The sequence below is a fragment of the Streptomyces sp. NPDC002476 genome (assembly GCF_042889785.1).
Lineage (GTDB): Bacteria > Actinomycetota > Actinomycetes > Streptomycetales > Streptomycetaceae > Streptomyces.
Window position 1 is genome coordinate 1 of sequence record NZ_JBIARH010000036.1, and the last position, 21,454, is coordinate 21,454.

A 21,454-nucleotide genomic window follows, 5' to 3' on the forward strand; every position below is an offset into this window, starting at 1 on the left:
GTCGAGCAGCAGGACGTCCTTGACCTCGCCCTTGAGGACACCGGCCTGGAGCGAGGCGCCGATGGCGACGACCTCGTCCGGGTTCACACCCTTGTGCGGGTCCTTGCCGGTCAGTTCCCGTACCAGTTCGGTGACCGCGGGCATCCTCGTCGAACCGCCCACCAGGATCACGTGGTCGATGTCCGACACCTTGACCCCGGCGTCCTTGACCGCGTTGTGGAACGGCGTCTTGCAACGCTCCAGCAGAGCCGCCGTCAACTGCTCGAACTGCGAGCGCGTGAGCTTCTCGTCCAGGTGCAGCGGACCCTCCGCGGACGCCGAGATGTAGGGCAGGTTGATCGTGGTCTCGGTTGCCGACGAGAGCTCGATCTTCGCCTTCTCCGCGGCCTCGCGCAGACGCTGAAGTGCCATCTTGTCCTTGGACAGGTCCACGCCGTAGCCGTTCTTGAAGCGCTCGACCAGGTGGTCGACGACGCGCTGGTCCCAGTCGTCACCACCGAGGTGCGTGTCACCGTTGGTCGCCTTCACCTCGACCAGGCCCTCGCCGATCTCCAGCAGCGACACGTCGAAGGTGCCGCCACCGAGGTCGAACACCAGGATCGTCTGGTCGTTCTCCTTGTCCAGGCCGTAGGCGAGGGCCGCGGCGGTCGGCTCGTTGATGATCCGCAGGACGTTCAGGCCCGCGATCTGCCCCGCCTCCTTCGTCGCGGTGCGCTGGGCGTCGTTGAAGTACGCGGGCACGGTGATCACCGCGTCCTGGACGTCGTCCCCCAGGTACGCCTCGGCGTCCCGCTTCAGCTTCTGCAGCACCCGCGCGGAGATCTCCTGCGCCGTGTACCGCTTGCCGTCGATGTCGCCGGAATCGGGGAATCGCCAGTGGGCGTCCCCCATGTGCCGCTTGACCGATCGCGCGGTGCGCTCGACGTTGGTCACCGCCTGGCGCTTGGCGACCTCGCCGACCAGCACCTCGCCCTTCTTGGCGAACGCCACCACCGACGGAGTGGTCCGCGCTCCCTCGGTGTTCGTGATCACGGTCGGCTCGCCGGCCTCCAGCACCGCCACCACGGAGTTCGTCGTTCCCAGGTCGACGCCCACTGCCCGCGCCATGACTGCCTCCCTTCACGGCGAGGACCGATGCCCTGCCGGGCGAGCGGTCGACGGGCCCCGCCGAAGCCGTCCGCGGACTCCGGCGCCGGGCACCGGCCGTCCGCCCGTGTGCGAACCTCCGCGGTCGCGCGGTCCGCCGGGTGGCGTGCCCGGCACCACAAACAGGCATCCTACTTGTCGCCTTTTGATATGTTACAGCCCGGTTTGATGCGGACGCAGTGCGGCAGCGCGCCGGGCCCGGCGCGCTGCCGTGGCGGTGATTCCGTCCCCGGCGGGCGAAGGTCTCGGGGGAGTCCTCGGTCAACGCGGCAGGGTGTCGACCGACGCGACGACCTTCCGGCGCATTTCGGTGAACAGGGCCTGTTCGCCGGGCGAGAGCACCGCGGCCGCGGCCCGCGTGTTCTCCCGGCGGCCCTGCGCCGCATTCGGGGCCCAGGGCTCGCTCACCGCCGCGTACCCACGCGAGGACCTCGCGCGGAGCGCCGCTCGGCCCTGACCAGCCATGCACGTGCCGTGCGCCCGCCCTTGGTCCGTCTGCCCCGGTCGTACGTCGCCGCTTCGCTCAGGAGGTGAGTACGACCGGCTCGCCGAGGCGCCCGACCGCGGTCCGCCAGGCCGCGGTCACCGCGCGGTGGGCGTGTGCGGTGCGGTCGGCGTGGCTGCCGGTCAGCACGACGGGGGCGCCGACGTGGACATGGACGCCCGGGCGGCGCAGGGGCGCCGTGACCAGTCCGGCGAACTGCTTCGGGCGGCTGCCGGAGACGATCCGCCGGGCTCCGGCCTGCCCCAGGGGGACGACGGGTGCGCCGGTGCTGCGGGTGAGCCGTGCGAGGCCGCTGCGGAAGGGCCGGGGTCCGGCCTCGCCGGAGTCCTTGCGCCGGGGCAGACCTCCTTCGCCGTAGATCAGGACCAGACGGCCCCGCGCCAGGGCCTCGGCCGCGGTGTGCAGGGCCTCGACGGCCCGCCGGTCTCCGCGGTGCACCGGGATGTGCCCTTCCCGGGCGAGCGCACGGCCGAGCACCGGGACGCGCCACAGACCCGCGGCGGCCATGACGACCGGCTCGACACCGAGCCGGCGGAGCGCCGCGAGGACGACGGCCGGATCCGCCAGTGAGGTGTGGTTGGAGGCGATGATGCTGCCCGGTGCGAGACGAGCGCCGACATCGGTGGTGACGTTCAGGCCGACGGCGGCGGGTACCAGGGCGGCGGCGAGGCGGCTGAGCATGGGGACGGGGCCTTTCGAGGGTCGATCCGTTCACCCCATCGTGGCTCGGGGGCCCGACGGACGCGTGAGTACCGGTACTCACCCGCCGCGCCGACGCTCTCCCGTCGGTCGCGCACGGGCAGGGGACGGAGCCGCCGACCCCGGCCCCGCCCTCTGCCCGTTCCCCTGGCCCGTGATCGCGCCCTGGGCGGCCGGTGCGAGCGGCGGAGGATCAGCTCAGCGGGTTGCGCCGGATCAGTGTGCTGCCGAGCCCGGCGGCCGCCGCTCGCACCTGCGTCACGAACCGCTCGGGCCGGAACCTGCCGGTGGGGCCGGCCACGCTGATCGCGGCGAGCGCCTCGTTGTCGCGCCCCAGCACCGGCGCCGCGACGCACATGAGCCCGGTGGTCGACTCCTCCCGCTCGAACGCGACACCGGTCTCGGTGACGTCCCGCAGTTGGCGGCGCAGAGCACCCGGGGCCACGATCGTGCGCGGGGTGCGCCGCTCCAGCGGCCCGGACAGCACCTCCCGCCGCAGCTCGTCGTCGGCGTGCGCGAGCAGCGCCTTGCCGATGGCGGTGCAGTGCAGCGGCATCCGCCCACCGGTGCGCGAAGGTGCCCTGGCCTGGCGGTGACCGCCGATCTTGGCGACGTACACGACATCGTGTCCCTCGCGCACCCCGAGGTGGACCGTCTCGTGCGTGCGTTCGTACAAGTCCTGGAGGAACGGCATCGCCACCTCCAGCAGGCTCCGCTCGGGCGCCGCGAGCATGCCGAGCTCGAAGAGGCCGCCGCTGGGGCGGTAGCCCCCGTCGACCCGGTCGAGCAGGCGGTTGTCGACCAGGGCACCGGACAACCGGTGCACGGTCGCCTTGTGGAGACCCGTGCGCCGGACGAGCTCGGCGAGGCTGACCGCCCGGTCGTCGGGCCGGAACGCCCGCAGGATCGTCACGGCCTTGCCGAGCACCGTGTCGAGACCGCTCGACGCTGATTCCATCATGGACGCAGCGTATCGCTGAGCGAGACGAAGTGCTGGTTCGAGCGTGCGACCCGGGCACACAGTGAAGCCGTGACCGAGAACCAAGGGCTCGCCTCCGCGAGCAAGTCCGACATCGCCGCAGCGGCCGCGCGGCTCGCCGAGGCCTCCGCCTCCGGTGTGCCCTGCGCTCCCGTGCGGGACCTGATCGGCCGGGACGACCTGGCCGCCGCGTACGCCGTACAGGCCGCGCTGACCGAACGCCGCCTCGCCGACGGCGCCCGGATCACCGGCCGCAAGATCGGCCTGACCTCCGAGGCGGTGCAGCAGCAGCTAGGCGTCGACCAGCCCGACTTCGGCGTCCTCTTCGACGACATGGCCCACGAGGACGGCGGCGCCGTCCCGGCCGGGCGGATCCTCCAGCCCCGGGTGGAGGCGGAGATCGCCTTCGTCCTCCGTGCCGACCTGGCCGACGGGCCGCTCGACGCCGCGCAGGTCCGGGAGGCGATCGACTACGGCGTCGCCGCGCTGGAGATCTGCGGCAGCCGGATCGACGGCTGGGACATCAGCCTCGGCGACACGGTGGCGGACAACGCGTCCGCGGGCGCCTATGTGCTCGGGACGGACCGGCGCACCCTCGACGAGACCGAACCGGTGGACGTCGTGATGTCGATGAGCGTCAACGGCACGGAGGTCTCCACGGGAACCGGCGCCGCCTGCCTCGGCGACCCGGTCGAGGCAGTCGTCTGGCTGGCCCGTACGGCCCGCGAGCTCGGCGACCCGCTGCGCGCGGGACAGGTCGTGCTGTCCGGCGCGCTCGGTCCGATGCGGCCGGTGTCCCCCGGCGACACCGTCACCGCCACGCTGTCCGGCTTCGGTGCCGTGACGGTCCGCTTCAGTGAGGGAGAGGCTTCATGAGCAGGACGAAGGTCGCGATCATCGGGTCGGGCAACATCGGCACCGACCTGATGATCAAGGTGCTGCGCGGGGCGAACCACCTGGAGATGGGCGCCATGGTCGGCATCGACCCCGATTCCGACGGCCTGGCCCGCGCCGCGCGGCTCGGCGTCCCGGTCACGCACGAGGGCGTGGACGGACTGATCGCGATGCCCGGCTTCGACGAGATCGACATCGTCTTCGACGCGACCTCGGCCAAGGCGCACGAGGCGAACGCCGCCAAGCTTGCCCCGTTCGGAAAGCGCCTGATCGACCTCACCCCGGCCGCCATCGGCCCCTACGTCGTGCCCGCCGTCAACCTCGACGAGCACCTGGGCGCACCGAACGTCAACATGGTCACCTGCGGCGGCCAGGCCACCATCCCGGTCGTCGCCGCGGTCAGCCGCGTCGTGCCCGTGGAGTACGCGGAGATCGTCGCGTCGATCGCCTCGAAGTCGGCCGGCCCCGGCACCCGCGCCAACATCGACGAGTTCACCGAGACCACCTCGGCCGCCATCGAGCGGGTCGGCGGGGCGCGCCGCGGCAAGGCGATCATCATCCTCAACCCCGCGGAGCCGCCGCTGATGATGCGGGACACGGTCTTCTGCCTCGTCACCGCCCCGGACCCGGCGGCCCAGGAGGAGATCCGCCGGTCCGTCACGAAGATGGCCGCGGACGTCGCCGCGTACGTGCCCGGATACCGGCTCAAGCAGCAGGTGCAGATCACCGAGATACCCGAGGACCAGCCGGTCGGCACGCTCCTCGCCGACGGCGGCACCCGGCCCACCCACCAGGTGTCGGTGTTCCTGGAGGTCGAGGGCGCCGCGCACTACCTCCCGGCCTACGCCGGGAACCTCGACATCATGACCTCCGCCGCCCTGCAGGTCGCGGAGCGCATCGCAGCAGGGAAGGCAGACAGCTGATGGGCACCCCGATCTTCGTCCAGGACGTCACGCTGCGCGACGGTATGCACGCCGTACGTCACCGGATCACCCCGGAGGACGTCAAGCGCATCGTCACCGCGCTCGACGAGGCGGGCGTCGACGCGATCGAGGTCGCGCACGGCGACGGCCTCGCCGGCGGCTCCGTCAACTACGGTCCCGGCTCGCACACCGACTGGGAGTGGATCGAGGCCGCGGCCTCGGTGCTGAAGCGCGCCCGGCTCACCACCCTGCTGCTGCCCGGCGTCGGCACCGTGGACGAACTGAAGCACGCGTACGACCTCGGGGTCCGCTCCGTCCGCGTCGCCACGCACTGCACCGAGGCGGACATCTCCGCGCAGCACATCGCGGCGGCGCGCGAGCTGGGCATGGACGTGTCCGGCTTCCTGATGCTCTCCCACATGGCGCCGCCCGAGGAGCTGGCCCGGCAGGCCAAGCTCATGGAGTCCTACGGGGCACACTGCGTGTACGTCACCGACTCCGGCGGCCGGCTCACCATGGGCGACGTGGCCGCACGTGTCCGCGCGTACCGGGACGTGCTGGACGCCGGGACCGAGATCGGCATCCACGCCCACGAGAACCTCTCGCTGTCGGTCGCGAACTCCGTCGTCGCGGTCGAGAACGGTGTCCGCCGTGTCGACGCCTCGCTCGCCGGTCACGGCGCGGGGGCGGGCAACTGCCCGCTGGAGGCGTTCATCGCGGTCGCGAACCTGTCGGACTTCGAGCACGGCTGCGACCTCTTCCGGCTCCAGGACGCCGCCGACGACATCGTGAGGCCGCTCCAGGACCGTCCGGTGCGTGTCGACCGGGAGACCCTGACCCTCGGCTACGCGGGCGTCTACTCGTCGTTCCTCCGCCACGCCGAGGCCGCCTCCGCGAGGTACGGGGCCGATGTCCGCGACATCCTCATGGAGTGCGGGCGCCGCCGCCTGGTGGGCGGTCAGGAGGACATGATCGTCGACATCGCGCTCACGCTCGCGGACGGGCGCGCGGAGCAGCCCGCCTGACCCGTCGCCCGGGCCGTGACCGGCGCTCAGCGGGGAGCGATCAGCGCCTCGCCGAGCGTCGTCATGGCGTCCGTGAGCTCTCGCATGTACTCCGATACCGGCTTGCCGTCCTGCGACTGGAGGGACACGAAAGCGCCGTATGGCTCGCGCTCTGCGAAGGCTTCACCGTCACCGTGCCCGTGCTTGCGGAGCGCGCCGGAATCAGGGTGGGCCCGTCACGACTCGAAGCCGACCCGGAAGGCCCCGTTCGAAGACGTGCAGATTTTCGCCGTCACCACGATGTCCGCCCTGACCGAATCAGAAGCTCCGGGCAATGAACTGCAGGCGAACGTGCGGGAGTCGGGTCGGCACATGCCCTGCTGACCAGCGCCGCCGCGTACGTCGCACCGATCCGGCCGGGGGCTCGGGCGCCCCATCGACGAGCCTTCGGCCACCTGACGATTGTCCAAATGTCGGGGCGTGCCCCGCGCGGCGGCCGCCGTATCGTGGAGGGGTTCTTTCGGGGTGAGGGCGAGACCGGGAGCGCGGTGTGGAACGGTGGCCCTGAGCGTGAGCGAGGCTTCGATGGTCCGAGGGTCGCAAGTCCGGAACGGTTCGTGCCGGTGAAGGGCTGCCGGTTGTTGTCGGCAGTGGAGTCCGTCCGCTCGTCGCCCACCGGAGCCGAGGAGAATCTCATCATGGCCGTCGCGCTCACGTCCTCTTCTCGCGTGGGGAGGACGCTTCTGGGGCGGGGGATTCCCCGGCGGGCGACGGTGGTTCCGACGCCCGCCCGGTTCCCGCGGTCCACCCCGCCGGGTGGGGCCGCCGCACCGGCGCGGCAGCGGTGACCGGAACGGGTCGGCTCCGGATTCGGGCCGAGGGGGTGCCCCACGCCCCCGCGCACCGGATCCCGGACCGGCGAGCGTGCTGCCCGTCGTCCGTCACCGACATCCGGGGCGTCCTGCCAAACAGCGTCCGGCGGCGCGAGAACCGGACGGCCGGAGACCGGGGACACGCCTGCGGACGTGCGCGATGAACGACCGACTGGGCTTCAGCCTCACCCAGTTACGGTATTTCGTCGTGTCCGCCGAGCTCGGCAACATATCGGAGGCGGCCGAGAAACTGTGTGCGTCGCAGTCGACGGTCTCGTCGGCCGTGATGAGGCTGGAACGTCAACTGGGTGTGCAACTGCTTCTCCGTCATCATGCCCGTGGGGTGACCCTCACGCCGAGCGGCCGGCACCTGCTGCGCGAGGCACGCGCGCTGCTCGGCCAGGCGAGGAATCTGAAGGCCCAGGGCGACGCCCTGGCGGGTGACACCACCGGTCAGCTCGATGTCGGGTTCTTCTTCTCGATCGCTCCGTTCCTCCTTCCGCTGGTCCACCGGATCCTCAGGGAGCGGCATGCGGAGTTGCAACTGAACCCACACGAGGCATTCGCCGACCGGCTGTTGGGTCTTCTGCAGGACGGTCGATGCGAACTGGCCGTCACCTATGACTTCCTGTCGGGCGATTCCAGGTTCCACCCCCTGGTGGACCTGCCTGTCTACGCCCTGCTGGCCGATGGCGACCCGATGGGGAGGGCCGGCACGGTCGGCCTGCACGAGTTGGCCGCTCGACCGCTCATCACCCTGAACGCCCCGACCGTGCTCCGGCACTTCGAGAAGATGTTCGCCGGTGCCGGTGTTCCCATGCCGCGTGTGATGACGACAGCCAGTCCTGAGACGATGCGCGGGCTCGTGGCCGCTGGTTCCGGGTTCGCGTTGATGTATCAACGCACGCCGAACATGACGACTCTGGACGGCGGGAGGGTCCGAGCGGTCGAGATCGCCGGGGACCTGCCTTCTCTGTCCCTCGGTGTGGCCATGATGCCGGACCTGATCATGAGCGGACGCGGCAGAGCCTTCCTGGACGTCCTCAGATCGGCGGTCGCGATCAGCTACGACGCGCGTATGCCGGTGTGACCCGGAAGGCCCTCGCCGAGCTCCGCCGCGTCACGCCCTGCCGCGTCGACGGGCGGGCACCGCGGCGGGCCGTCGTGACCCGGGCGGCGCTGCCCGCTCGTCGCGGGGACCGTCGTCAGACCAGCGTCCTGAGCACGGCGGGGTCGTAGGGGACGGTCAGGGACAGCTCTCCGCGGAGCGCCTTCGCCGCCCAGTCCGGGTTCGCCAACAACGTCCTGCCCACGGCGACGAGATCGAACTCGTCGCGCTCCAGGCGGGCCAGCAGCTCCTCGATGCCGGTCAGACCGGCCTGCCGGGTGTAACCCTGGGCGAATTCGCCTTCGCCGTACTGCCGGTCCAGACCGACGGAGCCGACCGTGACGGTGGCCCTGCCGGTGAGCTTGCGCACCCAGCCGGCCAGGTTGAGCCCGCTGCCGTCGAACTCGGGCTGCCAGTAGCGGCGGGTGGAGGCGTGGAACGCGTCGACACCGGCTTCGGTCAGCGGAGTCAGCAGCCGCGCCAACTCGTCCGGATTCTCCGCGATCCGGGCGTCGTACCGGTTGACTTTCCACTGGGAGAGCCGGAAGAAGACCGGGAACCCCGGACCGACCGCCGCGCGGACCGCTTGGACGATCTCCGCGGCGAAACGGGCGCGGGAGGCCGGGTCGCCCCCGTAGCGGTCGGTGCGACGGTTGGTGCCGCTCCACAGGAAGTCGTCGATCAAGTAGCCGTGCGCACCGTGCAGTTCGACGCCGTCGAAGCCGAGCCGCTCGGCGGCGACGGCCGCCTGCGCGAACGCGGCCACGGTGTCGTCGATGTCCTGCTGGGTCATGGCCTTCCCGGCGAGGGCGCCGTCCAGGCCGAGCCCGGACGGGCCCTCGGCAGGCGGCTCGGTCGCCGCGCGCACGACCCCGGTGTGCCACAGCTGCGGAATGATCCTGCCCCCGGCCCGGTGCACCCGTCGCACCACATGGGCCCAGCCGTCGAGGGCCCGCTCGCCATAGAAGTGGGGCACGTTCTCGTACGCGCCGGCGGCGGCTCGGTCGACGTAGGTGCCCTCGGTGATGATCAGCCCGACCTGGTTGGCCGCGCGGCGAGCGTAGTACTCCGCCACGTCCTGGCCCGGCACACCGCCGGGGGACAGCATTCTGGTCATCGGGGCCATGACGATCCGGTTGGCGACCGTCAAATCACCCACGACGAACGGCTCGCCCAGGCTGGCCATTATTCCTCCCGAGTTGTCGGCATCACATGTACGTACCATCCGCTGCGCGCCTGTTTCTTCCGGTCCGGCAAAAGAATTCCAGCCGGTACGAAACGCGGCGGCCGCACATCGATGGCGCACGATTATCCGCAATGCGGGACCACGGCGTCCAGACGGCCGCGACGGCGCGGACCTTCCGGCGGCTCATTTCTTTCCCGTACCGGACTGCGCGGATCCCCTTTGTGCCCTGCCCTTGCGGCCCGTACGCGCCACCTCGTGCGCGCCCGGCGGCGGCCATGTCGATGTCTTGATTGCCGACCACGAAGAGCGGCGATGGGGAACCAGGCGCGCCAGTGCGTCCTCGTCACCCGGGTGCCGCGGAAGGAAACGGTCGGGGGGACACCCGATTTCATACGTGCAAACAACCCGGCTCAGGTGTCCGAGACGCATCGCAAGATGCGATCCAGTGCATCGAAATAATCATCTTGACCGTGTCAATGAGATCGCCGATAGTGGTCCCGATGATTCCGCGTCGTCATGATCAGCCGGATCAAAAACTCTCATTCCGAATCGCAGTCCGAGAAATTGCTTCTGTCGCCGATTCGTGCCGCGGACGCAGGATTTCCGAGGAAATCGAGGGGGTGGAACCAAGGGTGAGTCGAAGTCGCTTTACCGCGCAGGTCTCCAACGAGCTGGAAGGCAAGCGAGCCGTGGTCACCGGCGGCAGCCGCGGCATCGGCGCCGCGATCGTGCAGAACCTGCTCGACGCGGGCGCAACCGTCGTCACCTCGGCCCGCAGCTCGACCGAACACACCCCGTCCGCAGCCAAGTTCGTCAGGGCGGACCTCAGTACCCCCGACGGCGTACGCGAGTTCGCGGACGCCGCGCTGGAAGACCTCGGCGGAGTCGACATCGTCGTCAACAACGCGGGAGGCTGCCGGGCCCTCCAGAGCGCGCTGGAGATCGAGAACGACTGGCAGTACACGATGGACATCAACTTCCTCGCCGCCGTCCGGCTCAACCGCGCCCTCGTGCCGTCCATGCGTGAGAGCGGAGGCGGGGTCGTCCTGCACGTCTCTTCCATCGCCACCATCGCGTCCTACCCGATGATCCTGCACTACGCCGCCGCCAAGTCCGCGCTCGAGACCTACAACAAGGGGCTCGCGGCCGAGTTGGCGCCGCAGGGCATCCGCGTCGTCGCCGTCTCCCTGGGGAACGTGGCGACACCGGGGGCGGACGAGGCGCGCGAGCAGATCGTCGACTATCTCGGCAGCGACGAGGTGTCATGGGCGGACGAGATTCCGCTGGGGCGTCTCGGCCGGTCGCAGGACATCGCCGAAGCGGTCGGCTTCCTGGTCTCCGACCGGGCCTCGTGGATCACCGGCAGCACGCTCGTCATCGACGGCGGGCGGATCGCGGCCATGTGACCCGGGCTCGGTGCGGACGCCGACACGACGGTCCGCGCACCGCTCCCCGGCACGTCCGACACGGGCGGTCCGGGCACCGATTCCCAGCAGGCCCGGCAGACCCGCCGACCGCGGCGACGGACCGGCGGTCCGGGCAGCACACGAACCGCAGCCGCGTCAGTGAGCAGTTGTTCACGTTGTGAACGAGTGACCGTCTGCCAGGACTGGAAGGACTGACACGATGACCACCACAGGGGATGGGGCCCGGCCCTATCCGTTCGGTCCGGTCGACCGGCTCGAAGTGGATCCGCGGCTGGCCGAGCTGAGTGGCGAACAGCCGGTACTCCGTGTGAGCCTGCCCTTCGGCGGCGACGCCTGGCTCGTCACACGGCACGCGGACGTCAAGACGGTGCTGGCCGACTCCCGGTTCAGCCGCGCCGCCGCCGTGGGCGACCACGTGCCCCGCACGGTCTCCGCCGGGCTGCCCAGCACCTCCATGCTGAGCATGGACCCGCCGGAGCACAGCCGGCTGCGGCGCCGGGTGGCCAACGCGTTCACCGTACGACGCGTCGAGGCGCTGCGCCCGTACGTCCGGCGGATCGTGAACGGTCTGCTCGACAACATGATCGCCGCAGGACCGCCCGCCGACCTCACCAAGGCGCTGACCTGGCCGCTGCCGATCACGGTGATCTGCGAACTGCTCGGCGTGCCCGTCGCCGACCGCGACCGGTTCAATGTCTGGGTGGACGGTCTGCTGATGCTGTCCGACCCGGAACAGTCGGCACAGGCGCGCGAGCACCTCAACGACTACCTCGCCGGTCTGGTCGCGCTCCGCCGCACCGACCCCACCAGTGACCTGCTCGGCGAACTGGTCACCGCGCAGGCCGAGGAGGAGGACCCGCTGCGCGAGGAGGAACTGGTCAGCCTCGGGGTCAGCCTGTTGTCCGCCGGACAGGAGGCCACCGCCAACCAGATCGGCAACTTCGTCTACACACTGCTGACCAACCCCGATCTCTGGCGGGAACTCGTCGCCGATCCCGGGCTGATCCCCGACGCCGTCGAGGAACTCTCCCGGATCGTCCCGATCAGCGCCACCGCAGGATTCACCCGCATCGCCACCGAGGACGTGGAGCTGGGCGGGCAGACCGTGCGCGCCGGTGACGCGGTGGTCGCCGAACTGGGCATGGCCAACCGGGATCCCGAGGTGTTCGACCGCCCCGGTGAGATCGACTTCCACCGGGGGAGCGTCCCGCACGTCACCTTCGGGCACGGCGTGCACCACTGCCTCGGCGCGCAGCTGGCCAGGATGGAACTGCGCACCGTCCTCGAGGCCCTCGTCTCCCGCCTGCCCGGCCTGCGCCTCGCGGTACCGGCCGACGAGGTGCCGTGGCGGACCGAGCGTCTGATCCGCGGTGCGGAGACACTCCCGGTCGGTTGGTGAGGCCGCACCGGCGGCGAGGCCGCGGCCTCGGACGGTCCGCCGGGGCCGGGGCCGGGGCCGGGATCAGGGGCGGGTCACGGGCTGCCGGATGCTGGGATCGGGCGTCCCGTTCCGGTGCCCCGGTCGTTCGGAACGAACCACTCACCGGTACAACAGGGACGCTACGGGAGGGCTGGTCATGGCCGAACCACTGGAGACGATCGCCGCGGCGGCGCATGATCCGGACAAAGGACTGGCCGAGGTCATGGCGATCATCATGGAGGGCTACGGGGACCGCCCGGCCCTCGGTGAACGCGCCAGGGAACCCGGGACGGCGCGCCTGCTCCCGCAGTTCGACACCATCAGTTACCGCGAGCTGTGGGCACGCGTCCGCGCGGTCGCCGGCACGTGGTACCACGACCCGCGCCACCGGCTGAGCGCGGGCGACCGCATCTGCACCCTGGGCTTCACCAGCACCGACTACGCGACACTCGACCTCGCGTGCATCCATGTGGGCGTCGTCGCCGTGCCCCTGCAGTCCAGCGCGCCGCTGTCCCAGCTGATGCCGATCATCGCGGAGACCGAACCGCGCGTCCTCGCGGCGAGCACCGAGCGCCTCGGCATCGCCGTCGAGGCCGTGCTCGAGGGCACCTCGGTCGAGCGCCTGATCGTGTTCGACCACCGCCCCGAAGCCGCAGACCACCGCGACGCCCTCGCCTCCGCCCGGCGCCGTCTTGCCGAAGCGGGCAGTCCGGTGGCCGTGGACACGCTGGCCGCGCTGATCGCGGAGGGAACCGGGCTCCCACCCGCTCCCTTGTTCACCGCCGATCCGGGCGACGACCCGCTGGCCCTGCTCATCTACACCTCCGGCAGCACCGGGACCCCCAAGGGGGCCATGTACACCCAGCGCCTGGTCGGCACCGCGTGGTACGGGTTCAGCTACGGGGCGTCGGACGTGGTCCCGGTGAGCGTCCTCTACATGCCGCAGAGCCACCTCGCCGGCCGCTACGCGCTGATGGGCTCGCTCGTCCGGGGCGGCGTCGGCCACTTCACGGCAAGGAGCGACCTGTCCACCCTGTTCGAGGACATCGCGTTGGTCCGGCCCACCGAGCTGACCATGGTCCCGCGTCTGTGCGACATGCTCTTCCAGCAGTACCAGAGCGAACTGGACCGGCGAGCGGGCGAGCCGGGCGACATCGAGACGGCGATCAGAACCGATCTCCGCGAGAACTTCCTGGGCGGGCGCGTCACCAAGGCATTCTGCGGGACCGCCCCGCTCTCCGCCGAGGTGGCCGCCTTCGTCGAGTCCTGCCTGGGCTTTCACCTGTACACCGGATACGGCTCCACCGAAGCGGGCGGGGTGCTGCTGGACACGGTGGTGCAGCGCCCGCCGGTGATCGACTACAAGCTGGTCGACGTCCCGGAACTGGGCTACTTCCGCACCGATGTGCCGTATCCCCGGGGGGAGTTGCTGCTCAAGACCGAATCCATCATCCCCGGGTACTACAAGCGCCCCGATGTCACCGCCGCGGTCTTCGACGAGGAAGGCTACTACCGGACCGGCGACGTCTTCGCCGAGCTCGGACCCGACCGGCTCGTCCACGTCGACCGCACCAAGGACACGCTGAAACTGTCCCAGGGCGAGTTCGTGGCCGTCTCCCGCCTGGAGACCGTCTTCGTCGGCAGCCCCCTCGTCCAGCAGATCTTCGTGTACGGCAACAGCGAGCGCGCCCACCTGCTCGCGGTGGTGGTGCCCACACCGGCCACGCTGGCCAGGAGCGGCGGGGACGTCGAGTCGCTCAAGCCGCTGCTCAGCGCATCGCTCCAGGACGCCGCCAAGGAGGCGGAGCTCAACCCGTACGAGATCCCGCGCGACTTCCTGATCGAGACCGAACCCTTCAGCGCCGAGAACGGCCTGCTCGCCGAGAGCCACAAACTGCTGCGCCCCAGGCTCAGGGAACGGTACGGCGAGGCCCTGGAGCGGCTGTACGCGCGACTCGCCGACGGACAGACCGAGTGCTTGCGCGAGCTGCGACAGGCGGGGCCGGACCAGCCGGTGCCGGAAACGGTCGCCCGGGCCGCGCAGGCCCTGCTGGGCCGTTCGGACACCGACCTGAGTGCCGACGCGCACTTCACCGACCTGGGCGGGGACTCCCTGGCCGCGCTGTCCTTCTCCCGGCTCATGAAGGAGATCTTCCACGTCGAGGTTCCGGTCGGGGTGGTGATCAGCCCCGTCAACGACCTGGCGCGGGTGGCGCGGTACATCGAGGCGGAACGCGAGTCCGGCACGAAGCGCCCCACATGCGCCCTGGTGCACGGCGAGAACGGCTCCGAGGTCCGCGCCGGTGATCTCACCCTGGATGCCTTCATCGACGCGCCGACGCTCGCCGCCGCCCCGGCGCTGCCCCGCTGCGACGGCACCGCGCGGACCGTCCTGCTGACCGGCGCCGGCGGCTACCTCGGCCGGTTCCTGTGCCTGGAATGGCTGGAGCGGCTGGCGCCCTCGGGCGGCCGGCTGATCTGCGTCGTACGCGGCAGTGACGCATCCGCGGCGGCGAAACGGCTGGAGGGGGCCTTCGACAGCGGCGACGCCGAACTGCTGCGGCGATACCGGGAACTGGCCGACGGAACCCTGGAGGTCCTCGCGGGCGACATCGGTGAGCCGCGTCTGGGCCTGGACCAGGACACCTGGGACGGGCTGGCAAGCACCGTGGACCGGATCGTCCACCCGGCCGCCCTGGTCAACCACGTACTGCCCTATAGGGAGTTGTTCGGACCCAACGTCGTCGGCACGGCCGAACTGATCCGGCTGGCGCTCACCGCGCGGATCAAGCCCTTCACCTACGTCTCCACCGTCGCCGTCCAGGCCGGGGCCGCGACCCTCGACGAGGACGCCGACATCCGCGTCACCAGCCCGGTGCGGCGCCTCGACCAGAGCTACGCCAACGGGTACGCCACCAGCAAATGGGCAGGGGAGGTCCTGCTCCGGGAGGCGCACGACCTGTGCGGCCTTCCGGTCGCCACCTTCCGGTCGGACATGATCCTCGCGCACAGCAGGTACCGGGGACAGCTGAACGTGCCCGACGTGTTCACCCGGCTGCTGCTCAGCGTGGTCGCCACCGGCATTGCTCCGGCCTCGTTCCACCGGACCGGCACGCGAGCGCACTACGACGGTCTGCCCGTCGACTTCACCGCCGAGGCGATCACCGCACTCGGCGCACGGCCCACCGACGGCTACCGCACCTTCAACGCGCTGAACCCGCACGACGACGGCATCTCGCTGGACACCTTCGTCGACTGGCTCATCGAGTCCGGCCACCCGATCCGGCGGATCGACGACTACGACACATGGCTCGCCCGCATCACGGCCGCGATGCGGGCCCTGCCGGAGAAACAGCGTCAGTCCTCGCTGCTGCCCCTGCTGCACGCCTTCGCGCACCCCGACGAGGGCACCCCTGGTGCGACACTCCCGACCGAACGCTTCCACGCCGCCGTCCGGTCGGCCGGGATCGGCCCCGACAAGGACATCCCCCACCTGTCGGCCGCCCTCATCCGCAAGTACGTCACCGACCTGCGTGGCCTCGGCCTGCTCCGCTGATGCCGTCGGCCGTTGTCCGTTGTCCGTTCGCCGGTCCGCTCCGGTTCCTCCGGCGGACCGGCGAACGGGCGACGTCTCACCCCGTGATGTCAGCTGCCGGCGGGGACTTCGGTGGGCAGGTCGAACCACGTGCCGGCCATCTGCTCGACCTGGCTGTCGTTCAGGGCGCCCTGGAAGGCCCATACGTCGTCGATCAAGCCGGGGAAGTACTCGCTTCCGACGGCGCCGATCTTCGTACGTCCGATCTGGAGGGATTTCGCGGCCTTCGTGGTCAGGACGTCGTCGCCCCAGGCCATCAGGCCCTCGCAGGCGCTGCCGTTGGCGTCGCCGTCGCCGCAGGCGACCTCCTGGAGGATTCCGTTGACGTACAGGCGGGCCTGTCTGGCGAACCCGCGGACGCCAGGTGAAGACGACGGACCTGGTCGCCGATGTCGTGGTCACGGGGACCGGTTCCCCCGTCCGCACTGTGCGAGCGGACGGACGTACGACGACCACGACGTATGTCCCTGCCACGGGGCTGGTCACCGAGATCAAGGCGACCACGCCTCCCGCCGACCCCACGGATGCCACCACGGCCCGGACCACCGTCACCACCGTCGATCCGTTGCGCGGTGCGGCTGTCAAGGAGACGGACACCAACGGCAATGTGAGCGAAGTGACCTACGACGCACTCGGGCGCTCCATGAAGGTCTGGCTGCCGGACCGCCGTAGCACCCAGGTCCCCAACCAGGAGTTCACCTACACCGTCACCGATGCGACTGTCGCCGTCGCGACCAAGACCCTGAACAACAAGGGCGGCCAGATCACGTCGTACGTGTTCCATGACGGATTCCAGCGCGAGCGGCAGACCCAGTCCCCCGGGCCGGACGGCGGCAGCATCATCACGGACGTCTTCTACGACGAGCGGGGCCTCCCCGCCAAGACGTTCGAGCCGTACTACACGACGGGCAAGCCGAGCAACGGTCTCTTCAAGCCGGCTGATGCCCTGTCCGTGGAGACCCAGACCCGTACCACGTTCGACGGTCTGAACCGGGCCGTCGAGACCCGGCAGATCGCGGGCAACGGCGACGGCGGACAGGTTCTCAACACCACCAGGACCATCATGGAGTCGACAGCGGAGGTGGAAGCAACAAGCCCGCCGAGAACCGGCCGGCGCCACCCGGGGGATTGGTCTGATGCCCGGACAGTGGTGGGGCGGCGTGACGCCGAATGCGCCGACTGCACCGCCCGGGTGCCGAACCAGAGAATGTGGTCGGCACCCGGGCGATTCAGGGGGGCGCGGTCGAGGGCGGGTCCGGCGGTCTCCGTCCGCCCGGGAGAGGTCAGACCCCGCCGCGCTCCGCGTAGGCCGTCAGCTCGGCGAGGAACTCCTCGCGGACGGCGGGGGCCGCCCAGGAGATCTCGATCGCGTTGCGCTGGAGGCGCACCAGGTCGGCGTCGGAGAGGGACGCGGGCTCGCGCAGGGCGGCCAGGTTCTCCGCGACGTAACCCGGGAAGTACGCGGGGTCGTCGGAGTTGACCGTCACCTTGACGTCCTGGTCGAGCAGGGCGCGGATCTCGGCTGCCTTCATGCCGTCGGTGACCTGCGCGTTGGAGATCGGGCACACCGTCAGGCCGAGGCCGCGCTCGCGGATCCGCTCGATCAGCGACGGGTCCTCCAGGGCGTTCACCCCGTGGTCGATGCGGTCGACGCCGATCTCCTCGATGACCTGGCGGATGTGCTCGGTCGAGTTCTTCTGGTCGACGTCGCAGTGCATCGTGAGCCGGAAGCCCTCGGCGCGCGCCCGGGCGAAGACCTCGCGGAACTTCACCGGAGGATTGCCCGCCTCGTCCGAGTCCAGGCCGACGCCGCTGATCCACTCCTTGTAGGGGAGCGCCTGCACCAGCGTGGCCATCGCGAACTCGGCCTGGAAGTCGCGCAGAAAGCACATCACGAGGCGGCCCCGGAAACCGGTGGCGCGCTCGGCGTCGTCGAGGGCGCGGGTCAGACCGCGGATGACGGTGTCGAAGGCGACGCCGCGCGCGGTGTGCGCCTGCGGGTCGAAGAAGATCTCCGCGTACCGCACGTTCTGGGAGTGCGCCTTGGCCGCGTAGGCCGCTGCGAGGTCGTAGAAGTCCTGCTCGGTGCGGAGCACGGACATCCCCTCGTAGTAGACGGAGAGGAAGCCGGGCAGGTCGTGGAAGTCGTACGCGGCGCGCAGCGCGGTCTCGTCGGCGTACGGCAGCTCGATGCCGTTGCGCTGCGCCAGGGCGAACTTCAGGCCGGGTTCGAGGGTGCCCTCGATGTGCAGGTGCAGCTCGCACTTGGGCAGGCCGGCGATGAACGCGTCTACGGGGGCGGGTGCGGTGGTCATGGTGAACTCCTCGACTGGATACGTCAGTTGGCGGCGGGGTTCAGGATGTCGACGACGTCCTGGGTGTGGTAGTTGACGACACCCAGGTCGGTCACGGCGTACTCCGGGATAGCGGTGATCTCCAGGAAGATCAGGTATCCGAAGGCGGAGGGGAGTTCACAGCCGAGCGCGCGGGCGGCGGCCTCCAGACGGTCCTCCGCGGAGGCCATCTCCTCGGGGGCGAGGTCGGCGACGATGCCGGCCACCGGCAGCGGCAGGAACTCCTTGATCTCACCGCCGTCCACGACGACCTGGCCGCCGCCGTGCTCGGCCAGGTGGTTCACGGCCAGGGCCATGTCGGCGCGGTCGGCACCGACGCAGACGATGTTGTTGTCGTCGGGGGCGGCGGACGAGGCGATCGCGCCGGAGCGCAGGCCGAAGCCGTTGATCATCGCGGTGACGGTGCCGCCGCCGTTCTTCCCGTAGCGCTCCGACACCGTGACGTACAGGGCGTCCTGCGCGAGGTCGGCGCGGACCCTGCCGTCGACGACCGGCAGCGTCATCTGCACGCCCTTGCGCACGAACGGCACGGTGCGGTCCATCTCGACGACCAGGACCCGGGCCTCGTCGCCCTCGGCCGCGACGCCGATCGAGTCCTCGGTGACCGGGGCGACCCGGAAGGCGGGGGAGAGGGCGGCGGAGCGCTCCGGGGCCCGCGGCGCCTCGACGGTACGGCCGCCCTCCGCGACCAGCTTGCCGCGCGCGAACACCCGCTCCACCTGGAACGACTCGGGGGAGTCGACGATCAGCACGTCCGCGTAGCGGCCCGGAGTGATCGAGCCGACGAGGTGGTCGATGCGGTACATCTCCGCGCAGTTGAGCGTTGCCATCTGGATCGCCTCGACCGGCCGCACGCCCGCCGCGATCGCCATGCGCACCAGCTTGTCGAGGTGGCCCTCGCGCAGGATGTCGGCGACGTGCATGTCGTCCGTGCAGAAGCCGACGCGCCGCGACTGGGCGCCGAACTCGGTGACCGTGCGCACGTTCTCGTTCATGAAGTGCGCCACCGACGACTCACGGATCAGCAGCGACATGCCCGCGCGCAGCTTCTCCAGGGCCTCCTCGGCGGTGTAGCTCTCGTGGTCGAGCCGCACGCCCGCGGCCGAGAGCGCGTTGATCGTGGTCGTGGCGGCCATGGGCGCGCAGCCGAAGATCGGCAGACGGTTGCGGTGGGCGAGTTCGAGGGCGCGCAGCACCTTCTCGTCACGGTTGAGGACGAACTCGGCGACGGTCTCCCACACGCCGAAGCAGTCCGCCCACTCCTGCGTCTCGGCGTGTTCGTCCGGCCCGAAGGAGAAGCCGACCGTCGTCTCGGGCAGCGTGTACGGCGTCTTGAACGGCGCCCCCCAGAAGATCTTCATGGGGCTCGCATCCGCCTCGCGCAGCGCCTCACGCACCCCGTCCAGGCCGGCGACGACGAGGAACTGGTCGAGCCCGGAGACGACCGAGGTGGTGCCGTGGCGGACGGCGGCGTCGGCGAACATCGTCACCGAGAGCTTCGAGCACTCCAGGTGCAGGTGTCCGTCGATGAGCCCCGGCGTCAGGTACTTGCCGGTCGCGTCGACGATCTCGGTGTCCGGGCCCTCGTACGCCGAGACGTCGCCGGTCGCGGCGATCCGGTCGCCCGTGATGGCGACGTCGGCCGGGTAGATCTCGCCGGTGCAGACGTTGACGAGCTGTCCGCCCCTGATGACGCGGTCGGCCTTGACGACGCCCTCGGAGGCGTCGATGAGCGCGCGGAGGCTGGGCTGGTTCATGCGGTTGGCTCCAGAAGTGGTACGAGGGCGGAGAGGAGGTGTGCGGGATCAGGCGGCGGGGGACAGTGCGGCCTCGGCCCGGACGTCGCGGCGGGCGAGCAGCCAGTACGCGACCCCGGCGACGAGGGCCCCGGCGAACACCGAGAGGTCCAGGCCGCCCGCGGCGCGGGACAGCGGGCCGACGAAGACGGTGGAGTCGACCCAGAGCACGGCGGCGACGAGACCCAGCAGCACCGCGAGCAGACCGGCCGGGCGGACACCGCCCCGGTGCCAGTAGATGCCCCGGCGGCCGGTCTCCCCGGGGAACAGGGACGGCACGTCGTAGCGGCCCCGGCGCAGCGCCCAGTCGGTCAGGTAGACGGCGGCCCACGGGCCGAGCCACAGCACGATCAGGCTCAGGAAGTTCGACAGCAGGGTGTAGAAGTCGGCGGAGAAGACCGCCCACAGCGTGATGCCGGTGCACAGCGTCAGGTCGATGAAGACGACCATCCAGCGCTTGATCGGCAGGCCGACGGCCAGGAGGTTCAGGCCGGAGGAGTACATGTCCGTGGTGTTCACGGCGAGCAGCGAGACGATCGCGAGCAGCAGGTACGGCGTGCTGAACCAGCCGGGCAGGATCTCCGGCAGACCGGAGATCGGGTCGGCGGCGTTGGTGGTCGCGGTGGCGACGGCGGCGCCGAGGATCTGGAGCAGGATGTTGGGCACCATGCCGCCGAGCGCGGCGCAGGCGAACACCTTGCGGGGCGCGGAGTCGGCGGGCAGGTAGCGCGAGTAGTCGCTGCCCATGCCGGCCCAGGACAGGCCGCCCGACGCGGTGACCATGGCGAGGACCAGGGAGACGGTGACGAGGGAGGGAGCCTCGCCGTGGCCGGCGAAGTCCGCCTTGGGAAAGACGAGGAACGCCATCACCGCGAACATCGCGGCGAAGATCCAGGCGAAGTACTTCTGCACCTTCATGATCAGGTGGTAGCCGGCCAGCGGCAGCAGCATCTGCAGCCCCGCCGCGCAGGCGATGACCAGCAGTTTCCCAGGTGTACCGGCGGTGACTCCGGCTTGGTCCAGCAGCGCGAGCCCGGCGAGCACGATCAGTACCATGCCCCCCGCCTCGAACCCGACGAGCATCACCCAGCTCAGCAGCGCGGGGAGCTTCCCGCCGCGCGGACCGAAGGCGGCCCGCGAGATCGAGTGCGTGGAGGTGCCGGTGCGCGGGCCCTGGAGGCTGGTCAGACCGGTGACGGCGAAGCCCAGCAGGTTGCCGGCGACGATCAGTGCGACCGCGTACCAGAAGGAGAGGCCGAAGGAGACGACGAGCGCTCCGTAGACGACCGTGAAGACGGTGGTGTTGGTCCCGGCCCAGAGCCCGAGGAGCCGGCTGGGCCCGCCCTGGCGCTCCTCGGCGGGTACGGCGTCGATGCCGCGCTGCTCGACCGTGAAGACGGACGCGGTGGAGGCGGCGGGCGCGGCGGACGGGGTGGTCCCGGTGGATCCGGGCGGAGCGGCGGTGGTGGCCTCGGCCATGGTCGGCAGGCGTCCTTTGCGGACTCGCGTCCCGGCCTGGAGGGACGGGACGGGGGATGTACGGGGA

General features: G+C 70.7%; 16 protein-coding genes and 1 pseudogene. 8 read left to right on the plus strand and 9 right to left on the minus strand.

Annotated elements, in window-relative coordinates:
- From ACFYXM_RS29595 to ACFYXM_RS29610, 4 genes are all read right to left on the minus strand, one after another.
- Positions 1-1,107: Hsp70 family protein (locus ACFYXM_RS29595; protein WP_389293916.1), on the minus strand; the 1,107-nt coding region annotated here is incomplete at its 3' end.
- Between the two features lie 300 nt (positions 1,108-1,407).
- Complete coding sequence (locus ACFYXM_RS29600) at positions 1,408-1,554, minus strand: hypothetical protein (protein WP_389293917.1); 147 nt, start codon at positions 1,552-1,554, stop codon at positions 1,408-1,410.
- Between the two features lie 115 nt (positions 1,555-1,669).
- Positions 1,670-2,332: a lysophospholipid acyltransferase family protein gene (locus ACFYXM_RS29605; protein ID WP_389293919.1), complete on the minus strand. Its 663-nt coding sequence runs from the start codon at positions 2,330-2,332 to the stop codon at positions 1,670-1,672.
- 211 nt (positions 2,333-2,543) lie between these two features.
- Positions 2,544-3,311: an IclR family transcriptional regulator gene (locus tag ACFYXM_RS29610; protein ID WP_389293920.1), complete on the minus strand. Its 768-nt coding sequence runs from the start codon at positions 3,309-3,311 to the stop codon at positions 2,544-2,546.
- Between the two features lie 69 nt (positions 3,312-3,380).
- Between ACFYXM_RS29610 and ACFYXM_RS29615 the strand changes: the two genes are divergently transcribed.
- From ACFYXM_RS29615 to ACFYXM_RS29630, 4 genes are all read left to right on the plus strand, one after another.
- Complete coding sequence (locus tag ACFYXM_RS29615) at positions 3,381-4,205, plus strand: 2-keto-4-pentenoate hydratase (RefSeq protein WP_389293921.1); 825 nt, start codon at positions 3,381-3,383, stop codon at positions 4,203-4,205.
- Entirely contained in the window at positions 4,202-5,146 is a 945-nt protein-coding gene (locus tag ACFYXM_RS29620; RefSeq protein ID WP_389293922.1) for an acetaldehyde dehydrogenase (acetylating), read from the plus strand. The genes ACFYXM_RS29615 and ACFYXM_RS29620 overlap by 4 nt, the downstream gene beginning before the upstream one ends.
- A complete protein-coding gene (gene dmpG, locus ACFYXM_RS29625) occupies positions 5,146-6,171 on the plus strand; it encodes a 4-hydroxy-2-oxovalerate aldolase (RefSeq protein ID WP_389293924.1) in 1,026 nt (341 codons plus the stop codon). The genes ACFYXM_RS29620 and dmpG overlap by 1 nt, the downstream gene beginning before the upstream one ends.
- A 1,011-nt stretch (positions 6,172-7,182) precedes the next feature.
- Positions 7,183-8,112, plus strand: a complete 930-nt coding sequence (locus ACFYXM_RS29630) for a LysR family transcriptional regulator (RefSeq protein ID WP_389293926.1) — start codon at positions 7,183-7,185, stop codon at positions 8,110-8,112.
- 115 nt (positions 8,113-8,227) lie between these two features.
- On the opposite strand, the gene ACFYXM_RS29635 is transcribed toward ACFYXM_RS29630, so the two are convergent.
- On the minus strand, positions 8,228-9,316 hold the full coding sequence (locus tag ACFYXM_RS29635) for an NADH:flavin oxidoreductase (protein ID WP_389293928.1): 1,089 nt from the start codon (positions 9,314-9,316) through the stop codon (positions 8,228-8,230).
- Positions 9,317-9,948: 632 nt separating this feature from the next.
- On the opposite strand from ACFYXM_RS29635, the gene ACFYXM_RS29640 reads away from it, so the two are divergent.
- The 3 genes from ACFYXM_RS29640 to car all read left to right on the plus strand — a co-directional run bounded on the left by ACFYXM_RS29640 (position 9,949) and on the right by car (position 15,719).
- On the plus strand, positions 9,949-10,722 hold the full coding sequence (locus tag ACFYXM_RS29640; protein WP_389293929.1) for an SDR family oxidoreductase: 774 nt from the start codon (positions 9,949-9,951) through the stop codon (positions 10,720-10,722).
- Positions 10,723-10,942: 220 nt separating this feature from the next.
- Complete coding sequence (locus tag ACFYXM_RS29645; protein WP_389293931.1) at positions 10,943-12,142, plus strand: cytochrome P450; 1,200 nt, start codon at positions 10,943-10,945, stop codon at positions 12,140-12,142.
- Between the two features lie 178 nt (positions 12,143-12,320).
- On the plus strand, positions 12,321-15,719 hold the full coding sequence (gene car, locus ACFYXM_RS29650; RefSeq protein WP_389293933.1) for a carboxylic acid reductase: 3,399 nt from the start codon (positions 12,321-12,323) through the stop codon (positions 15,717-15,719).
- Positions 15,720-15,808: 89 nt separating this feature from the next.
- On the opposite strand, the gene ACFYXM_RS29655 is transcribed toward car, so the two are convergent.
- On the minus strand, positions 15,809-16,015 hold the full coding sequence (locus tag ACFYXM_RS29655; protein ID WP_389293935.1) for a hypothetical protein: 207 nt from the start codon (positions 16,013-16,015) through the stop codon (positions 15,809-15,811).
- Positions 16,016-16,185: 170 nt separating this feature from the next.
- On the opposite strand from ACFYXM_RS29655, the pseudogene ACFYXM_RS29660 reads away from it, so the two are divergent.
- Positions 16,186-16,425 (plus strand): annotated as a pseudogene (locus tag ACFYXM_RS29660) (hypothetical protein); the annotation flags it as partial.
- A 616-nt stretch (positions 16,426-17,041) separates the two neighbouring features.
- On the opposite strand, the gene ACFYXM_RS29665 reads toward ACFYXM_RS29660, so the two are convergent.
- The 3 genes from ACFYXM_RS29665 to ACFYXM_RS29675 are packed head-to-tail and all read right to left on the minus strand — an operon-like array spanning position 17,042 to position 21,387.
- Positions 17,042-18,073 carry an adenosine deaminase gene (locus ACFYXM_RS29665; protein WP_389293936.1) on the minus strand — a complete coding sequence of 344 codons (1,032 nt, stop codon included), beginning with the start codon at positions 18,071-18,073 and terminating at the stop codon, positions 17,042-17,044.
- Positions 18,074-18,096: 23 nt separating this feature from the next.
- Positions 18,097-19,869: an adenine deaminase C-terminal domain-containing protein gene (locus ACFYXM_RS29670; RefSeq protein WP_389293937.1), complete on the minus strand. Its 1,773-nt coding sequence runs from the start codon at positions 19,867-19,869 to the stop codon at positions 18,097-18,099.
- Between the two features lie 48 nt (positions 19,870-19,917).
- Positions 19,918-21,387: a purine-cytosine permease family protein gene (locus tag ACFYXM_RS29675; RefSeq protein ID WP_389293939.1), complete on the minus strand. Its 1,470-nt coding sequence runs from the start codon at positions 21,385-21,387 to the stop codon at positions 19,918-19,920.
- Positions 21,388-21,454 lie beyond the last annotated feature (67 nt).